At 70.2% G+C, this 17,590-nt stretch carries 16 protein-coding genes; 14 read left to right on the forward strand and 2 right to left on the reverse strand.

The annotated features are described in order from the left end of the window. Positions 1 to 46 precede the first annotated feature (46 nt). From ptsP to LV780_RS02780, 3 genes are read left to right on the forward strand one after another with little or no spacing between them, the layout of a single operon-like run. Entirely contained in the window at positions 47 to 2,563 is a 2,517-nt protein-coding gene (gene ptsP, locus LV780_RS02770; RefSeq protein WP_108221089.1) for a phosphoenolpyruvate--protein phosphotransferase, read from the forward strand. Continuing rightward, on the forward strand, positions 2,560 to 3,546 hold the full coding sequence (gene pfkB / locus LV780_RS02775; RefSeq protein WP_108221088.1) for a 1-phosphofructokinase: 987 nt from the start codon (positions 2,560 to 2,562) through the stop codon (positions 3,544 to 3,546). Before ptsP ends, pfkB begins: the two co-directional genes overlap by 4 nt. Continuing rightward, a complete protein-coding gene (locus LV780_RS02780) occupies positions 3,543 to 5,282 on the forward strand; it encodes a fructose-specific PTS transporter subunit EIIC (RefSeq protein ID WP_108221087.1) in 1,740 nt (579 codons plus the stop codon). Before pfkB ends, LV780_RS02780 begins: the two co-directional genes overlap by 4 nt. A gap of 116 nt (positions 5,283 to 5,398) precedes the next feature. Here the strand turns inward: LV780_RS02780 and tldD are convergent, their stop codons facing one another. Further along, a complete protein-coding gene (gene tldD / locus LV780_RS02785) occupies positions 5,399 to 6,820 on the reverse strand; it encodes a metalloprotease TldD (protein ID WP_108221086.1) in 1,422 nt (473 codons plus the stop codon). Between the two features lie 168 nt (positions 6,821 to 6,988). On the opposite strand from tldD, the gene coxB reads away from it, so the two are divergent. The 11 genes from coxB (at position 6,989) to LV780_RS02840 (ending at position 16,909) form a co-directional block, all read left to right on the forward strand. Continuing rightward, positions 6,989 to 7,900, forward strand: coding sequence for a cytochrome c oxidase subunit II (coxB, locus tag LV780_RS02790; RefSeq protein WP_108221085.1), 912 nt, complete (start codon positions 6,989 to 6,991; stop codon positions 7,898 to 7,900). 70 nt (positions 7,901 to 7,970) lie between these two features. Beyond that, the gene (gene cyoE, locus LV780_RS02795; protein WP_108221084.1) at positions 7,971 to 8,903 is read left to right on the forward strand and encodes a heme o synthase; all 933 of its coding nucleotides are present in this window, start codon (positions 7,971 to 7,973) and stop codon (positions 8,901 to 8,903) included. A gap of 1 nt (position 8,904) precedes the next feature. Next, complete coding sequence (locus LV780_RS02800; RefSeq protein ID WP_101341791.1) at positions 8,905 to 9,081, forward strand: hypothetical protein; 177 nt, start codon at positions 8,905 to 8,907, stop codon at positions 9,079 to 9,081. Continuing rightward, positions 9,078 to 9,656, forward strand: a complete 579-nt coding sequence (locus LV780_RS02805; RefSeq protein ID WP_011907672.1) for a cytochrome c oxidase assembly protein — start codon at positions 9,078 to 9,080, stop codon at positions 9,654 to 9,656. Before LV780_RS02800 ends, LV780_RS02805 begins: the two co-directional genes overlap by 4 nt. A 25-nt stretch (positions 9,657 to 9,681) precedes the next feature. Further along, positions 9,682 to 10,482, forward strand: coding sequence for a cytochrome c oxidase subunit 3 (locus LV780_RS02810; RefSeq protein ID WP_011907673.1), 801 nt, complete (start codon positions 9,682 to 9,684; stop codon positions 10,480 to 10,482). 109 nt (positions 10,483 to 10,591) lie between these two features. Beyond that, positions 10,592 to 11,263 carry an SURF1 family protein gene (locus tag LV780_RS02815; protein WP_011907674.1) on the forward strand — a complete coding sequence of 224 codons (672 nt, stop codon included), beginning with the start codon at positions 10,592 to 10,594 and terminating at the stop codon, positions 11,261 to 11,263. Positions 11,264 to 11,271: 8 nt separating this feature from the next. Further along, positions 11,272 to 12,657 (forward strand): threonine synthase, encoded by a 1,386-nt coding sequence (gene thrC / locus LV780_RS02820; RefSeq protein WP_108221083.1) that lies wholly within the window; start codon positions 11,272 to 11,274, stop codon positions 12,655 to 12,657. Beyond that, the gene (locus LV780_RS02825; protein ID WP_101341794.1) at positions 12,654 to 13,913 is read left to right on the forward strand and encodes a M16 family metallopeptidase; all 1,260 of its coding nucleotides are present in this window, start codon (positions 12,654 to 12,656) and stop codon (positions 13,911 to 13,913) included. The genes thrC and LV780_RS02825 overlap by 4 nt, the downstream gene beginning before the upstream one ends. Next, the gene (locus LV780_RS02830; protein ID WP_011907677.1) at positions 13,913 to 14,497 is read left to right on the forward strand and encodes a GNAT family N-acetyltransferase; all 585 of its coding nucleotides are present in this window, start codon (positions 13,913 to 13,915) and stop codon (positions 14,495 to 14,497) included. The genes LV780_RS02825 and LV780_RS02830 overlap by 1 nt, the downstream gene beginning before the upstream one ends. Before the next feature lie 152 nt (positions 14,498 to 14,649). Further along, positions 14,650 to 15,456 carry an MBL fold metallo-hydrolase gene (locus LV780_RS02835; protein ID WP_108221082.1) on the forward strand — a complete coding sequence of 269 codons (807 nt, stop codon included), beginning with the start codon at positions 14,650 to 14,652 and terminating at the stop codon, positions 15,454 to 15,456. A gap of 37 nt (positions 15,457 to 15,493) precedes the next feature. Continuing rightward, positions 15,494 to 16,909, forward strand: a complete 1,416-nt coding sequence (locus LV780_RS02840) for an FAD-binding oxidoreductase (protein WP_108221081.1) — start codon at positions 15,494 to 15,496, stop codon at positions 16,907 to 16,909. Between the two features lie 143 nt (positions 16,910 to 17,052). On the opposite strand, the gene LV780_RS02845 is transcribed toward LV780_RS02840, so the two are convergent. Beyond that, positions 17,053 to 17,589, reverse strand: coding sequence for an adenine phosphoribosyltransferase (locus LV780_RS02845; protein ID WP_101341796.1), 537 nt, complete (start codon positions 17,587 to 17,589; stop codon positions 17,053 to 17,055). Between the last annotated feature and the right edge of the window lies 1 nt (position 17,590).

The following is a 17,590-nucleotide window of genomic DNA, read 5'->3' on the forward strand; positions in this document are numbered from 1 at the left end:
CCACAATTCGGTAAGGTGAATCCATGAGCGATCTGGGGAGGAGTCGATGACGTCATTGACGGCGCCGGGACGGGGACCGCGCGAGCTGATCACGCTGGACGCGCAGGTGGCCACGAAGCACGAGGCCATTGCGCAGGCGGCGGCGGCCCTTGTCGCGGCCGGGTGCGTGCGATCGGGCTTCGAGGCCAGCATGATGCGGCGCGAGGCGGTCTCGAACACCTATCTCGGGAAGGGGATCGCGATCCCGCACGGCACGGTCGAGGACCGGGACCTGATCCTGCAGGACGCCATCGCGGTGCTTCAGGTGCGCGAGGGCGTCGAGTGGAACGCGGGCGAGCGGGCCCGCCTCGTCGTGGCCATCGCCGCGCGGTCGGATGGGCACATCGACATCCTCCGCCGGCTGACGCGGCTCCTGCAGGACGAGGAGCGGCTGGCGGCGCTGGCGGCCACCGACGACCGGCAGGCCCTGTCGGATGCGCTGAACGGGCTGGCGGCCCGGGGCGAAGCGGCGGGCGAGCCGGCCACGGACTTCGCGCAGAGGTTCGACTGGACGATGGATTACCCCACCGGGCTCCATGCCCGCCCCGCGACCGAATGGGCCGAGGCCGCGCGCCGCTTTCCCTGCCGGATCCGGGTGCGCCACGGCCCGGAGATGGCCGACGCGCGCAACATGATCTCGCTTCTGGGCCTCGGGCTGAAGCAGGGCGACCTGCTGACGGTCTCGGCCGAAGGGCAGGGGGCGGCCGAGGCGCTGGCCGCCATGAAGGCCACCCTGACCGGCCTCAGCGCGCGCGAGAAGGCGGATGCGGCCCGCGCCGAAGAGAAGCGCCGGGCCACGGCGGCGGCCGGCGGCTGGCTGCCGTCCGGCGCGGCGCAGGCCGTCGAGGGCGTGCCCGCCGCGCCCGGCCTTGCCATCGGGCGGATCGTGCGGATGCAGCCCGAGGGGATGGAGATCCCTGACGAGCCGATCGAGCTGGGGCGCGCGGCGGACCTCCTGCATGTCGCGCTCGCGCAGACGGCCGAACAACTCCACGCGCTCGCCGACGACACGGCGCGCAGGCTGGGCGAGTCGGACGCGGCGATCTTCCGCGCGCAGGCGGGGTTGCTGGCCGATCCCGATCTCATCACGCTCGCCTCGCAGTGGCTGGTGGAGGGGCACGGTCTCGCCTGGGCGTGGCACCGCGCCTACGAGGACATGGCGGCGCGGCTCTCGGCGCTGCGCAATCCGGTTCTGGCCGCGCGCGCGGCCGACTTGCGCGACGTGGGCCGGCGCGTGCTGGCCCATATCGACGCGCGCTTTGCCCGGTCGAGCCTGTCGGACCTGCCCGAGGGCACGATCCTCGTGGCCGATGACATCTCGCCCTCGGATGCCGCGGGGCTCGATGCGCACCGGGTCGCGGGTCTCGTGACGGCGCTGGGCGGGCCCACCTCGCACACCGCCATCCTGGCCCGGACCCTGGGGCTGCCGGCCGTCGTCGGCGCGGGCGCCGGCGTGGAGGGGCTGCAGAGTGGCACGCGGGCCATCATCGACGGACATGGGGGGCGGCTCTGGCTCGATCCGGCCGAGGAGGATCTCGCCTCGGCCCGCGACTGGATCGCCGCGGAAGAGGCCCGCCGCGCACGGGCGGCCGAGGCGCGGGCGCTGCCGGCCACCACCCGCGACGGGCATCGGATCGACATCGGCGCCAACATCAACCTGGCCGAGCAGGCGGCCTTCGCGCTTGACCAGGGCGCCGAGGGCGTGGGCCTGATGCGCACCGAGTTCCTCTTCCTCGAACGCAGCGACAGCCCGACCGAGGACGAGCAGATGGAGGCCTACAGCGCGATGGCCCGTGCGCTCGAGGGGCGGCCGCTGGTGATCCGCGCCCTCGACATCGGCGGCGACAAGCAGGTGGCCCATCTCGACCTGCCGCGCGAGGAGAATCCCTTCCTTGGCGTGCGCGGCGCGCGGCTGCTGCTGCGCCGCCGCGACCTGCTTCTGCCGCAGCTGCGCGCGATCTACCGCGCGGCGGCGAGCGGGTCGCAGATATCGGTCATGTTCCCGATGGTGACGTCGCGCGGCGAACTGCTGGAATTGCGCGAGACCTGCGAGCGGATCCGGCAGGAACTGGCGGCGCCCGTTGTGCCTCTGGGCATCATGGTCGAGGTGCCCTCGGCCGCGCTGCTGGCGGCCGAACTGGCGGCCCACGCCGACTTCTTTTCGATCGGCACCAACGATCTGACCCAATATGCGCTCGCCATCGACCGCCAGAATCCGCAGCTCGCGGCCGAGGCGGACAGCCTCCATCCCGCCGTCCTTCGTCTCATCGACCTGACGGTGAAGGGCGCCGAGGTGCATGGCCGCTGGGTCGGCGTCTGCGGCGGCATCGCGGGCGACCCGTTCGGCGCCGCCTTGCTGGCGGGGCTTGGCGTGCAGGAGCTGTCGATGACGCCGCGCGACATTCCCGCCGTCAAGGAGCGGCTGCGCCAGTCCGATCGCCCGGCGCTTCAGGCGCTGGCCCGGCGGGCCCTGGCCTGCCCGGACGCCGAAGCGGTGCGCGCGCTGGCTGCGGAGGCGCCATGAGCCGCGTTCACACCGTCACGCTCAATCCGGCGATCGACCAGACCGTGAGCCTGCCGCATCTGGCCGTGGGCGAGGTGAACCGGGCGTCGGCCGTCCGCCACGATCCGGGCGGCAAGGGGGTGAATGTGGCCTCGGTGCTGGCCGACTGGGGCGTGGACGTCATGGCGCACGGTCTTCTGGGCCGCGCCAATGCGGCCCCCTTCGAGGCGCTCTTCTCGCGCAAGTCCATCGTGGACCGGATGGTGCGGATGCCGGGCGAGACCCGAACCAACGTCAAGATCCTCGAGGAAGGCGGGCGCACGACCGACCTGAACCTGCCGGGCTTTGCGGCCGGCACGTCGGATCTCGGGCCTCTGGCCGAGAGCCTGTCCGCGGTGGCCGAAGGTGAGCTTGTGGTCATCTCGGGCAGCCATCCCGCGGGTCTGCCCGCCTCTGCCAGCGCCCGTCTGGCGGCGCTGGCGCGAGAGCGGGGCGCGCGGGTGCTGTGCGATGTCTCGGGCGAGGCGCTGGTCGAGGTGCTGGCCGCGCCGGTTCTGCCCGATGCGATCAAGCCGAACCGGCACGAGCTGGAGGGCTGGGCCGGGCGCAGCCTCGCCGACCGGGCCGAACTGGCCGAAGCCGCGCGCGCGCTCGTCGCCCGCGGGATTGCGCTCGTCGTCGTCTCGCTCGGCACCGAAGGGGCGCTCTTCTGCTCGGCCGCGGGGGCGGTCCTCGCGCGGCCGGTCGAGCTGTCGCGCGGCAGCACGGTCGGCGCGGGCGACGCCATGGTGGCGGGTCTCGCCTCGGCGCTGGTCGAGGGGCTGGACCTTGGGGCCACCGCCGCGCGGGCCACGGCCTTCGCCGCGGCCAAGCTGCGCAACCCCGGCCCTCACCTGCCGGGAAGAGACGAGGTGCGTGCCCTCGAGGCGCGCGTGGAACGGGTGGCGGTGGCGGACTGGATCCACGCCGCCGGGCCGATGGCCGATGAGGGAGAGAGGACATGACAGGCATCGTCGCCGTCATTTCGACGGGCAGCTTCGGGCCACATGCGGCGCTCGCGCGGGAAGCCCTGCGCAAGGCCGCGCAGCGTGCGGGGCAGGGGATCGCGGTCGAGCTGCGCACGAAGGACAGCGTGACCGATCCGCTGCCGCCCGAGGCGGTGAGTAGCGCGGGCCAGGTCCTGCTGGTGGCCGAGCCGGATGGGGCGGATGCGGACGAAGCCCGCTTTGCCGGCCGCCCGACCGCTCGCGCCACGCTTGCCGACGTGCTGGAGGACGCGCCGGGCGTGCTGGCCCGTGCCGAGGGCGGCGACGCGGCCCCGGCGGCGGCCCCGGCGGCCACGGGCGCGCTGAAGATCGTGGCGATCACCTCCTGTCCGACGGGCATCGCCCACACCTTCATGGCGGCCGAGGGGCTCGTCGAGGGCGCGCGGGCGCAGGGTCACCAGATCCGGGTCGAGACACAGGGATCGGTCGGCGCGCAGGACGAGTTGACGCCCGCCGAGATCGCGGCGGCGGACCTCGTGATCATCGCGGCGGACAAGCAGGTCGAGCTGTCGCGCTTCGGCGGCAAGCGCGTGTTCTTCTCGCCCACCAAGCCCGCGATCACGGACGGAGCCGGGCTGATCCGCAAGGCGCAGCAGGAGGCGCGGGTTCAGGCGGGCTCCGCCTCGGCCGAAGCCGCCGCGCCCGACGCCAAGAAGGTGGGCGTGTACAAGCACCTGATGACCGGCGTCTCCTTCATGCTGCCGTTCGTCGTCGCCGGGGGGCTGCTGATCGCGATCGCCTTCGCCCTCGGCGGGATCTACGTCTATGAGGACCAGTATGCCGGCACGCTCGGCCATACGCTGTTCCAGATCGGCGCGAACGGGGCCTTCACGCTGATGGTGCCGGCGCTGGCGGGCTACATCGCCTGGTCCATCGCCGACCGCCCCGGTCTCGCCCCCGGCATGACCGGCGGGGTGATCGCGGGGACCATCGGTGCGGGCTTCCTCGGCGGGATCGTCGCGGGCTTCATCGCGGGCTACGGCGTCCTCTGGCTCAACCGCGCGATCCGGCTGCCCAAGACGCTGCAGGGGTTGAAGCCCGTGCTGATCCTGCCCCTGCTGGGGGCGGCGCTGACCGGGCTCATGATGTTCTATGTGGTGGGCGAGCCCACCGCGCGGCTGCTCGCCATCATCACCGAGGCGCTGCAGGGGATGCAGGGATCGTCGGCCGCCGCGCTGGGATTGCTGATCGGCGGCATGATGGCGGTGGACATGGGCGGGCCGGTCAACAAGGCGGCCTATGCCTTCGCCACCACGCTGATCGCGGCCAATGTGCTGGAGCCGATGGCCGCGGTGATGTGCGCGGGCATGGTGCCGCCCATCGCGCTGGCCGTGGCCACACGCATCATCCCCGGCCGCTTCACGCCCGAAGAGCGCGAGGCCGGCAACGCGGCCTTCGTGCTGGGCCTTGCCTTCGTGACCGAGGGCGCGATTCCCTTCGCCGCGCGCGATCCGCTGCGGGTGATCCCGAGCCTCATCGCGGGCTCGGCGGTGGCGGGCGGCATCTGCATGGCTCTGGGCGTTGCGCAGCGCGTGCCGCATGGCGGGATCTTCGTGCTGCCGATCCCCAACGCCGTGTCCAATCTGGTGGGCTTCGGCGCGGCTCTGGTCGCGGGAACGGCGGTCACCGTGCTCGCGCTCGCGCTGGTCAAGCGGCGGGTCGCCGTTCCGGCCAAGGTGCCGGCGGTGGTCTGAGGCCGGGCCTGCACGAAAAGGGGCCGCGCAATCCTCTGCACGGCCCCTGTGTCTGTGGCCTCCCGCCGGCAGGATCGGCGCCCCTTCGGCCGAGGGGGCGGTCGGAAAGCGGCGCGTCAGGTCCGGCTGCCACCGACCGTCAGGCCGCCGATCATCAGCGTCGGCTGGCCCACGCCCACCGGCACCCACTGGCCCTGCTTGCCGCAGTTCCCGATGCCGGCATCGAGCTTCATGTCGTTGCCGATGGCGCGGATCTGGCGCAGCGCGGTCGCGCCGTCGCCGATGAGGGTGGCGCCCTTGACCGGCGCCCCGATCTTGCCGTCCTTCACCAGATAGGCCTCGGTGCAGGAGAAGACGAACTTGCCGTTGGTGATGTCCACCTGCCCGCCGCCGAAGCCCACGGCGTAGATCCCGTCCCGGAGATCGGCCACGATATCGGCGGGGTCGGCGTCCCCGCCCAGCATGCAGGTGTTGGTCATCCGCGGCATCGGGACATGGGCATAGCTCTCGCGGCGGCCGTTGCCGGTCGAGGCCGTCCCCATCAGCCGCGCATTCTGGCGGTCCTGCATGTAGCCCACGAGGATCCCGTCCTCGATCAGCACGGTCCGGTTTGAGGCGGTGCCTTCGTCATCGACCGAGATCGAGCCCCGCCGGTCCGGGATCGTGCCGTCATCCAGCACCGTGACGCCGGGGGCCGCGATCCGCTGCCCCATCAGGCCGGCAAAGGCCGAGGTCTTCTTGCGGTTGAAGTCGGCCTCAAGCCCGTGGCCGATGGCCTCGTGCAGCAGGATCCCCGGCCAGCCCGCGCCGAGCACCACATCCATCACGCCCGCCGGCGCGGGCACCGCCTCGAGGTTGACGGTGGCGATCCGAACCGCCTCGCGCGCGGCGGTCTGCCACCAGCCGGGCTCCATCAGGGTCGAGAGGCCATGGCGGCCGCCGCCGCCGAAGCTGCCCGATTCGCGCCGCCCGTTCTCTTCCACGATCACCGAGACATTCATCCGCACCATCGGCCGCACATCGGCCAGCCGCGCGCCCTCGGGGCGGAGGATCTCCACCTCCTGAAGGCCGGCCGCCACGGTGGCCGACACCTGGATCACCCGTGGATCAAGGCCGCGGGCGAAGGCGTCGATCTCGCGGAGCAGCTCGATCTTCACGGGGAAGGCCGCGTCGGCCATCGGATCGGCGTCGGAATAGAGCTTGCGGTTCGTGCCCGCGGGCGGGGCGGCCATGGTGCCGCCGCCGTCGCCCACCGCAAGCCGCGCCGTCTCGCAGGCCCGCCGCAGCGCGCGTTCGGAAATCTCGGTCGAATGGGCGTAGCCCGCCACTTCGCCGCGCACGGCCCGCAGGCCGAACCCCTCGGAGGCGTCGTAGCTTGCGGTCTTCACCCGCCCGTCATCCAGCACCAGCGATTCCGACCGCGACCGTTCGAGGAAGAGTTCGCCGTCATCCGCGCCCCGCGTCGCCTCGCGCAGAAGAGTGAGAGCCGCGGCTTCGTCCAGATGGGTCTGGAACGGGCGGAAGGCCGAATCTGTCATAGGCTCTGTCCTTGATTCAGATCAAATGATGACGCATTGACGCATCGTTTTCCTTGTCGTCCTGAAACTAATATGGTCTCAATCGGTTCAGGAACAACGGGAATCTGCCCGGTTTCCGGGCGGCGGGCAGGCGGCGTGACGGCCGGCGAGAGCCAACGGGATCTGAACATGAGACAATTCACGACCTTGACCGGATGCGCCACATGGGCGGCGGGGCTTGTTGCGGCCGGCTCTGCCAGCGCGCAGCAGCAGAGCCTCGAGATCATCGGAAAGCCCGTGCAGGGCGGAACCGGCTTCCAGCCCTCGGCAGGTCCGGTCGCGACGCAGATCCACTGGCTGGACGGGTTCATCCTCGTCATCATCGCGGCCATCACCATCTTCGTCACGCTTCTCATCCTCTATGCCGCCTGGCGCTTCCACGAGAAGCGCAACGCCGTTCCGGCCCGCTTCACCCACAATTCGCCGCTCGAGATCGCCTGGACGATCGTGCCGATCCTCATCCTCGTGGCGATCGGGGCCTTCTCGCTGCCCGTGCTCTTCCATCAGCAGGAGATCCCCGACGCGGACGTGACGGTGAAGGTCACGGGCTACCAGTGGTACTGGGGCTATGAATATCCCGACGAGGAGATCTCGTTCGAAAGCTACATGATCGGCTCGCCCGCGACCGGCGGCGACAACCGGCTGACGCCCGAGGTCGAGCAGCAGCTGATCGAGGCGGGCTATGGCCGTGACGAGTTCCTGCTGGCCACGGACACCGCCATGGTCGTGCCGGTCAACAAGACCGTGGTCGTCCAGGTCACCGGCGCCGACGTCATCCACTCCTGGACCGTGCCCTCGTTCGGGGTGAAGCAGGACGCCGTGCCGGGCCGCCTGGCCGAACTCTGGTTCCGGGCCGAGCGCGAAGGCGTCTATTTCGGCCAGTGCTCCGAGCTGTGCGGCATCTCGCACGCCTACATGCCGATCACGGTCAAGGTGGTCTCGGAAGAGGCCTACGCCGCCTGGCTCGATCAGGCCCGCGGCGGCACCTACGAGCTGTCGGCGCTGGCCCCGGCGGGCGCTGCCGGCACCGCCGTCGAATGAGGGCTGGAACGGATACCGCCTGCGCCACGTTCGACAGCAGCACGGACGAGTTGCCGCAGGAGAGAGTTGCATGACCGACATCCGCATCACCGAGGTTCCGAAGGAGGCCGGGTTCGGCGACTACTTCGCCCTGCTGAAGCCGCGGGTCATGTCGCTTGTGGTCTTCACGGCGCTGGTGGGCCTTCTGGTGGCGCCGGCGACGGTGCATCCGATGATCGCGCTGACGGGCATCCTCTTCATCGCGCTGGGGGCAGGGGCCTCGGGCGCGCTGAACATGTGGTGGGATGCCGACATCGACCGGGTGATGAAGCGGACGCGCAACCGGCCCGTTCCGGCAGGTGTCGTCCAGCCCGGCGAGGCGCTGGGGCTGGGGCTCGCCCTGTCGGGGATCGCGGTGGTGATGCTGGGCCTTGCCACCAACCTCTTCGCGGCGGGGCTGCTGGCCTTCACCATCTTCTTCTACGCGGTCGTCTATTCCATGTGGCTGAAGCGCACGACGCCGCAGAACATCGTGATCGGCGGCGCGGCCGGGGCCTTCCCGCCGATGATCGGCTGGGCCGTGGCCACGGGCGGCGTCTCGCTCGAGTCGCTCTTCATGTTCGCGCTGATCTTCATGTGGACGCCGCCGCATTTCTGGTCGCTCGCGCTCTTCATGAAGTCCGATTATTCCGACGCGGGCGTGCCCATGCTGACCGTGACCCACGGGCGGCGGGTCACGCGCGGGCATGTGCTGGCCTATGCGCTGCTTCTGGCCCCCCTGGCCGTGGCGGGGGCCTTCACCGGAATCGGCGGGCCGCTGTACCTCGTTGTGGCGCTCGCGCTCAACGGCTGGCTCCTGCGCGGCGCGGTCCGCATCTGGCGGCGGGACGAGGCCGAGGCCGAGGCGGACCGTTACCGCGTCGAGAAGGGCTTCTTCCGCTTCTCGCTCTATTACCTCTTCCTGCATTTCGGCGCGATCCTCGCCGAGGCCGCGCTCAAACCCTACGGACTGGGAGGCTGGTGACATGACCATCCGCGCCGAACACGAGATGCACCGCCGCAGGCTCGGCCGCAACGTGGGGCTGGGGGTCACGCTGGCCGCCTTCATTCTGGTCGTGTTCGGCCTGACGGTCGCCAAGGTCTCGCAGCTGGGCGAGCGCGGCGCCTTCGCCCATGCCCCGCCGGGAGTGGTGGCGCGATGAGCCTCTCGCCGCATCAGAAGACGGCCGGGTGGCTGGTGGGCGTGGTCGTGGTGATGGGCGCGGCCTCGTTCGCGGCCGTGCCCTTCTATGACTGGTTCTGCCGGGTCACGGGGTTCGGCGGCACGACCGCGGTCGCCTCCGAGGCGCCCGCCGAGGTGCTCGATCGCACGATCCGGGTCCGCTTCGACGCCTCGCGCGAGGCCGGCATGCCGTGGGAGTTCCGCCCCCTCCAGCGCGAGATGGAGGTCCGCATCGGCGAAACGGGGCTGGCCTTCTACGAGGCCTACAACCCGACCGACCGCACCGTGGCGGGCACGGCCAGCTACAATGTCACGCCGGATGCCGCCGGGGGCTACTTCGCCAAGATCGCCTGTTTCTGCTTTACCGAGCAGGTGCTGGCGCCGGGCGAACGGGTCGAGATGCCGGTGAGCTTCTATGTCGATCCCGCCATCGTGAAGGACCGCGACGGGCGCTACGTGCGCCAGATCACCCTGTCCTACACCTTCCATCAGACCGAACTGCCCGAGGAGCAGGCCGCGCTCGCCGCCCGCCCCGCCGGCATCGACGTGAACTGACCCAAGACGCCATCCGGGGGGAACCATGGCCCACGCCAAGAACCACGACTACCACATCCTGCCGCCCTCGATCTGGCCCTTCATGGCCTCGGTCGGGGCCTTCGTCATGCTGTTCGGCGCCGTCCTCTGGATGCATGGATCGGGGCCCTGGCTCGGGCTGATCGGGCTTGTCCTGGTGCTGTACACGATGTTCGGCTGGTGGTCGGACGTGGTGGCCGAAAGCCTCGAGGGCGACCATACGCCGGTGGTGCGTCTCGGGCTGCGCTGGGGTTTCATCCTGTTCATCATGTCGGAAGTGATGTTCTTCGCGGCCTGGTTCTGGAGCTTCTTCAAGCACGCGCTCTATCCGATGGGGCCGGAAAGCCCGGCCATCGACGGCATCTTCCCGCCCGAGGGGATCATCACCTTCGATCCCTGGCACCTGCCGCTGATCAACACGCTGATCCTGCTCTGCTCGGGCTGCGCGGCGACCTGGGCGCACCATGCGCTCGTGCACGAGAACAACCGGCGCGACGTGACCTGGGGCCTGACGCTCGCCATCGCGCTCGGCATCCTCTTCACCTTCTTCCAGGCCTACGAATACAGCCACGCGGCCTTCGGCTTCGCCGGCAACATCTACGGCGCGAACTTCTTCATGGCGACGGGCTTTCACGGCTTCCACGTCATCGTGGGCACGATCTTCCTGCTCGTCTGCCTGATCCGTGTCCAGCGCGGCCATTTCACCCCCGAAAAGCACATCGGCTTCGAGGCGGCGATCTGGTACTGGCACTTCGTCGATGTGGTCTGGCTGTTCCTCTTTGCCTCGATCTACGTCTGGGGCCAGTAGGGGCACCGCGGCCGGCCATGCCCGTCATCCGGGCTTGCCCCCGGCAGTGCAGTTGAACCACAAGGCGCGGGCCGCAAGGCGCGCGCTTTTTGCATCGAGGACCTGCCCCATGATCCGCCGGATGATCCTGCCCCTCCTGTTCGGCCTGATCGGCGCCGCGATCCTCGTCGCGCTGGGGATGTGGCAGGTGCAACGCCTGCACTGGAAGGAGGGCGTGCTGGCCGAGATCGAGGCGCGCGTCGGGGCCCCGCCCGTCACGCTGCCCGAGGCGCCCGAACCGGCGCGTGACCGCTACCTGCCGGTCACCGTCTCGGGCCGGTTCACGGGTGAGCATCTCGATGTTCTGGTCAGCCGCAAGGACCGCGGCGCGGGCTACCGCGTGATTTCGGCCTTCGAGACCGATGAGGGCCGGCTGATCCTGATCGACCGCGGGTTCCTGCCGCAGCAGGATCGGGGCCTGCCGCGCACCGCGGTCGGGGCGGGCCTGACCGGCAACCTCCTCTGGCCCGACGAGGTGGACGGCTTCACGCCCTCGCCCGATCCGGTCTCGGGCATCTGGTTTGCCCGCGACCTGCCGGCCCTCGCCGAGGCGCTGGGAACCGAGCCGGTCCTCGTCGTGGCGGGCACGCCCACCGGCGACGGGATCGAGCCGTGGCCCGTCGGCACCGAAGGTATTCCGAACGACCATCTCGGCTATGCGGTGACGTGGTTTTCTCTTGCCGTCCTCTGGCTGGGGATGACAGTTCTTCTGCTCTGGCGTATCAGGCGTCGGACGGAATGAGGGTAACGATGCAATATATCTCGACTCGCGGTGCGGCTCCGGTTCTCGGCTTCGGCGAGGCCATGCTGACGGGCCTCGCCCGCGACGGCGGCCTCTATGTGCCCGAGACCGTGCCGACGCTGGACGAGGCCGGCATCGCGGCGCTGGCGGGCCTGCCTTACGAGGAGGTGGCCTTCCGCATCATGCGCCCCTTCGTCGGCGACACCTTCGGAGATGACGAGTTCCGCGGCCTGATCGACGCCGCCTACGCGGGCTTCGGCCATGCCGCGCGCGCGCCCCTGGTGCAACTGGGGCCGAACCACTTCCTGCTCGAGCTGTTCCACGGCCCGACGCTCGCCTTCAAGGACTTCGCCATGCAGCTGATCGGCCAGCTGTTCCAGGCGGCGCTGGCGAAGACGGGCCAGCGCATCACCATCGTCGGCGCCACCTCGGGCGACACCGGATCGGCCGCGATCGAGGCCTTCCGGGGGCTGTCCAACGTCGATGTCTTCATCCTCTTCCCGCATGGCCGTGTGTCCGAGGTGCAGCGCCGCCAGATGACGACGCCCGCCGAGGCGAACGTGCACGCGCTGGCGGTCGATGGCGATTTCGACGATTGCCAGGCCCGGCTGAAGGACATGTTCAACGACTTTGCCTTCCGTGACGCGGTGGGGCTTGCGGGCGTGAACTCGATCAACTGGGCGCGGGTGCTGGCGCAGGTGGTCTATTATTTCACCGCCGCCACCAGCCTCGGCGCGCCGCACCGCGAGGTGAGCTTTACCGTGCCCACCGGCAATTTCGGCGACATCTTCGCGGGCTACATCGCCCGGCGCATGGGGCTGCCGATCAAGCGGCTGGTGGTGGCGACGAACCAGAACGACATCCTGCACCGGGCGCTGTCGTCGGGCGATTACGCCACCCATGGGGTCACGCCCTCGATCAGCCCCTCGATGGACATTCAGGTGTCCTCGAATTTCGAGCGCGCGCTGTTCGATGCCTATGGCCGCGACGGGGCGGCGGTGGCCGCGCTGATGGATGAGCTGAAGCAGGGTGGCTTTCGCATCAGCCCGAACGCGCTGGGCACGCTGCGCGAGACCTTCACCTCGGGCCGCTGCTCTGAGGAGGAGACGCTGGCCACCATCCGCGCCACGCACGCAGCGACCGGCGAGGTGCTCTGCCCGCACTCCGCCGTGGGCGTGAAGGTGGCGCAGGAGCACCTCGGGACCGAGCCGATGGTGACGCTGGCCACCGCCCATCCCGCCAAGTTCCCCGACGCGGTGGAGGCCGCCACCGGCGTCCGCCCGCCGCTGCCCGCCCGCATGGCCGATCTCTTCGAGCGGCCCGAGCGGATGACGCGCGTGCCCAACGACCTTGCCGCCCTCGAAACCCTCATCCGCGAAAGGACCGGGCGTTGACCGTCCTCCTCGACACCCTTCCCAACGGCTTCCGCATCGTTACCGAGCACATGCCGGGGCTGCATTCGGCCTCGATCGGGATCTGGATCACCGCGGGCGGCCGGCACGAGCGGCCCGAACAGAACGGGATCGCCCATTTCCTCGAACATATGGCCTTCAAGGGCACGAAGACCCGCACGGCGCTGCAGATCGCGGAAGAGATCGAGGATGTCGGCGGCTACATCAACGCCTACACCTCGCGCGAGATGACGGCCTTCTACGCCCGCGTGCTCGAGGCGGACACGGCGCTGGCGCTGGACGTGATCGCCGACATCGTGCTGAACCCGGTCTTCGACCCCAAGGAGATCGAGATCGAGCGGCACGTCATCCTGCAGGAGATCGGGCAGGCGCTCGACACGCCCGACGACATCATCTTCGACTGGCTGCAGGAGGCCTCCTATCCGGAGCAGTCCTTCGGCCGCACGATCCTCGGGCCCGAAGAGCGCGTGTCGTCCTTCACGCGGGACGATCTGACCCGTTTCGTGGGCGAGCAATACGGGCCCGACCACATGATCCTCGCCGCGGCGGGGGGCGTCGATCACCAGAAGATCCTGGCGCAGGCGCAGGCGCTGTTCGGGCATCTGAAGCCCGTCGGACGGCGGCCGATGCAACGGGCGGACTTCCTCGGCGGCGAACGGCGCGAGCTGAAATCGCTCGAGCAGGTCCATTTCGCGATGGCCTTCGAGGCGCCGAGCTATCGCGCCCCCGATGTCTATGCGGCACAGGTCTATGCGATGGCGCTGGGGGGCGGCATGTCCTCGCGCCTGTTCCAGAAGGTGCGCGAGGAACGCGGCCTCTGCTACTCGATCTTCGCGCAGTCGGGCGCCTACGAGGATACCGGGCAGATCACGATCTACGCCGGCACCTCGGGCGAGGAGGTGGCCGATCTGGCGGGCCTCACCATCGACGAACTGCGCCGCGCGACCGACGACATGTCGGAAGCCGAAGTCGCCCGCGCGCGCGCGCAGCTGAAGGCCGGCCTGCTGATGGGCCTCGAGAGCCCCTCGAGCCGCGCCGAGCGTCTGGCGCGTCTGCTGGCGATCTGGGGCCGTGTGCCGGGCGTGGACGAGGCGGTTGAGAAGATCGACTCCGTGACCGTGGCGGCCGTGCGGGACTATGCCGAGCGGATGGCCCAGGCGCGGTCGGCGCTCGCGCTCTATGGGCCGGCCGAGCAGGCGCCCGCGCTCCAGCAGATCCGAGAGCGGCTGGCGGCCTGATGCTCGGACTGCGTCGGAAGGTCCGCATCGAGACCGAGCGGATGACGCTGCGGCTGCCGCAGCATTCCGACTGGCGCGACTGGTCGGCGCTGCGCGCCGAGAGCGCGGCCTTCCTCACGCCCTGGGAGCCGGTCTGGTCGTCGGACCATCTGACGCGCAAGGCCTTCACCAACCGCGTCTATTGGGCCGCCCGCGCCGAGAGCCAGGGCACGGCCCTGCCGCTCGTGCTGATCCGCCGCGAGGATCAGGCGCTTCTGGGCGCGATCACGCTCGACAACATCCGCCGGGGGCCCGCGCAGGCAGGAACGCTCGGCTACTGGGTCGGCCGCCCCCACGCGCGGCAGGGCTACATGCGCGAGGCGATCCTCGGGATCGTCCACCACGCCTTCAACACGCTGGATGTCAGCCGGATCGAGGCGGCCTGCCTGCCCGAGAACGCGGCCTCACGCGGCGTGCTGGAGAAGTGCGGTTTCAAGTATGAAGGCGTGGCGCAGAGCTACCTGCAGATTGCCGGCCGCTGGCGGAACCATGTGCTTTACGCCAACCTGCGCGGCGACCGGCGAGGCCGGACGGACGCGGGCTGAGGGCGGCGACCGTCGCACGGGGGGCTTTGCGCCCCCCGGACCCCCCGCAGGATATTTGTGCCAGAATGAAAGGTGGACGGGCGCGGTCTGACGCAGCTGTGACTGGCGGCGCGGGCGACCGCTGCTAGGCTTCGGCGCTGGAGGTGCCGCCGATGATCCGACCAGCCCTCGCGAGCCTTGCCCTCGCCTTTCCCCTTGCCGCCGAGGCGCAGGAGCGCACGCCGAGCCACTGCATCGCCCTGGCCGAAGGGCCCGAACGGGTGATGAGCGCGGCCTTCGGGGATCCGCTGGCCGAGGACCGGGTGCGCATCCGCTATGTCCATCATGCGACCTTCCTGATCGAGACAGCGGGCGGGCTGGTAGCGGCCACCGATTACACGGGGATGCTGGGGCAGCGCGACGTGGTGCCGGTCGTGGCCACCATGAACAACGCCCATTCGACCCACTGGACCGATTTCCCCGATCCGCGCATCGCGCATGTCCTGCCGGGGTGGCAGGAGGGGGGGCGGGCCGAGCATCACCTCGACCTGGGCGAGATGCTGGTGCGCAACGTGCCCACCGACGTGCGCTCGCGCTGGGGCGAGGGGGTGCGCAAGGACGGCAACTCGATCTTCGTCTTCGAGGTGGCGGGTCTCTGCATCGGCCATCTGGGGCACCTGCACCACGAGCCGGACGCGGGGCAATATGCGGCGCTCGGCCGGCTCGATGTGCTGATGGTGCCGGTGGATGGCGGCTATACGGTCAATCTCGAGACGATGCAGGCGGTCGTGCGCCGCCTGCGGTCCTCGGTGGTGTTGCCGATGCACTGGTTCTCGGGGCGCTCGCTCGAGATGTTCCTGTCGAACATGCAGGCGGAGTTCGAGGTGGTGCGCCTCGAGGGGGCCGAGCTGGAGCTGTCGCTGGCCTCCCTGCCGCGGCGGCCGACGATCATGGTGCTCGATCCCGCCTGGGTGGACTGAGGGGCGGGGGGGGGATAGAGAGGCGCCGGAGGTGCCCATGCTGAACCCCGCCGATGATGCCTTTCTGGCCGGCCTGGCCCGGCGATTTCCGCCCGGGACGCTGGCGCAGCCCCAGCCCCATCACCTGACCGAGCCGCGCGGCCGCCACCTGGGCCGGGCCGGAGCGGTGGCCCTGCCGCGCACCACCGAGGAGGTGGCGCGCCTCGTCTCGGCTTGCGCCGAGGCGCGCGTGGGCATCGTGCCGATCGGAGGCGGAACGGGTCTTGTGGGAGGGCAGGTGATGGGCGAGGGGCCGTTGCCGCTCCTCGTCTCGCTCGAGCGGATGAGCCGCGTGCGCGGCCTCTTCCCTTCGGAAAACGTGATCCTTGTCGAGGCGGGCGCGATCCTCGCCGACGTGCAGGCGGCGGCCGAGGCGGCGGGGCGGATGTTCCCGCTGTGGCTCGCCTCGGAGGGCTCCTGCCGGATCGGCGGCAACCTGGCCTGCAACGCGGGAGGAACGGCGGTGCTGCGCTACGGCAACGCCCGCGATCTCTGCCTCGGGCTTGAGGCGGTGCTGCCCGACGGCTCGATCCTGCACGGGCTGAAGCGGCTTCGGAAGGACAATACGGGCTATGATCTGAGGAACCTGCTGATCGGGGCGGAAGGCACGCTCGGGATCATCACGGCGGCGAGCCTCAAGCTTGTCCGGCCGCCCGCGGCGGAGGGGGCGGCGCTTCTGGCGGTGCGCGATCCGGCCGCCGCGCTCGATCTGCTGGGGCGGGCGCAACGGAGGCTTGGCCCGCTGGTGACGGGCTTCGAACTCATGCACCGGCAGGGGCTGGACTTTCTGGCCGAGACCATGCCGGGGCTGCGCCAGCCCTTTGCCGAGCCTCCGGTCTGGACCGTTCTGGTGGATCTGGGGCTTGCCGAGGGGATGGACCCGGCGGCCGAACTCGAGGCGCTCTTTGCCGAAGGGCTGGAGGCGGGGCTGGTCTCGGACGGGATCGTGGCCCAGTCCCTCGCACAGCGCGCGGATTTCTGGGCGATCCGCGAGACCATACCCGAGGGCAACCGCCGCATCGGCTCGATCGCGAGCCACGACATCTCGCTGCCGCTGGGCGAGATTGCGCGCTTTGTCGAGGAGGCGGGCGCGGCGCTTGCCCGGATCGGGTCGCTGCGGGTGAACTGCTTCGGACATCTGGGCGATGGCAATCTGCATTACAACGTCTTCCCGGCCCCCGGCCGGCGGCGCGAGGACTACGAGCCGCTGCGGGCCGAGATCACCCGCTGCGTGCATGACCTTGTCCATGCGGCGGGCGGCTCGATCAGCGCCGAGCACGGGATCGGACGGCTGAAGGTGGCCGAGCTCGAACGCTACGGGGATCCGGCCCGGCTGGCGGCGATGCGGGCCATCAAGGCGGCGCTGGATCCGCACGGGATCATGAACCCGGGCGCTGTCCTGCGCGCAGCCTGAGGCGCGGGGCGTCAGCGAAATGCCCCGCCGGAGCGACCGGCGGGGCAAGGCTGGGGTTGAGGTCACGTCCTGCAAGCAGCGACCGGTCGCCCGGCTCTTCCGCTTCTAGGACCGAATCCCTAACGTCGGGTTAAGAAGGATCCTCAGAGTCCCTCGAAGGCGCAGAGCGCATGGACCTCCATGCCCATGGCCTCAAGCTTCTTGCGGCCGCCGAGGTCCGGCAGGTCCACCACGAAGGCGCAGCCCACCACTTCGCCGCCGAGCTGCTCGATCAACCGGATGCCGGCCTCGGCCGTGCCTCCGGTGGCGAGGAGATCGTCCACCAGCAGGATCCGCTCGCCGGCCTGGATCGCGTCGTCATGCACCTCGACCACCGCCTCGCCATATTCCAGCTGGTAGCTCACCGAGACCGTGCGGCCCGGCAGCTTGCCCTTCTTGCGGATCGGCACGAAGCCCGTCGAGAGCTGGTGCGCCACGGCGCCGCCGAGGATGAAGCCGCGCGCCTCGAGGCCCGCCACCTTGTCGAACCGCATCCCGGCATAGGGCGCGAGAAGCTGGTCGATGGCGATGCGGAAGCCGCGCGGGTCCGCAAACAGGGTGGTCACGTCGCGGAAGAGGATCCCCTCGTGCGGGAAATCCACGATCGTGCGGATATAGTCCCGGACCGACTTGTTCGTCATC

The organism is Cereibacter azotoformans (assembly GCF_021391315.1).
GTDB classification, from domain to species: Bacteria; Pseudomonadota; Alphaproteobacteria; order Rhodobacterales; family Rhodobacteraceae; genus Cereibacter_A; species Cereibacter_A azotoformans.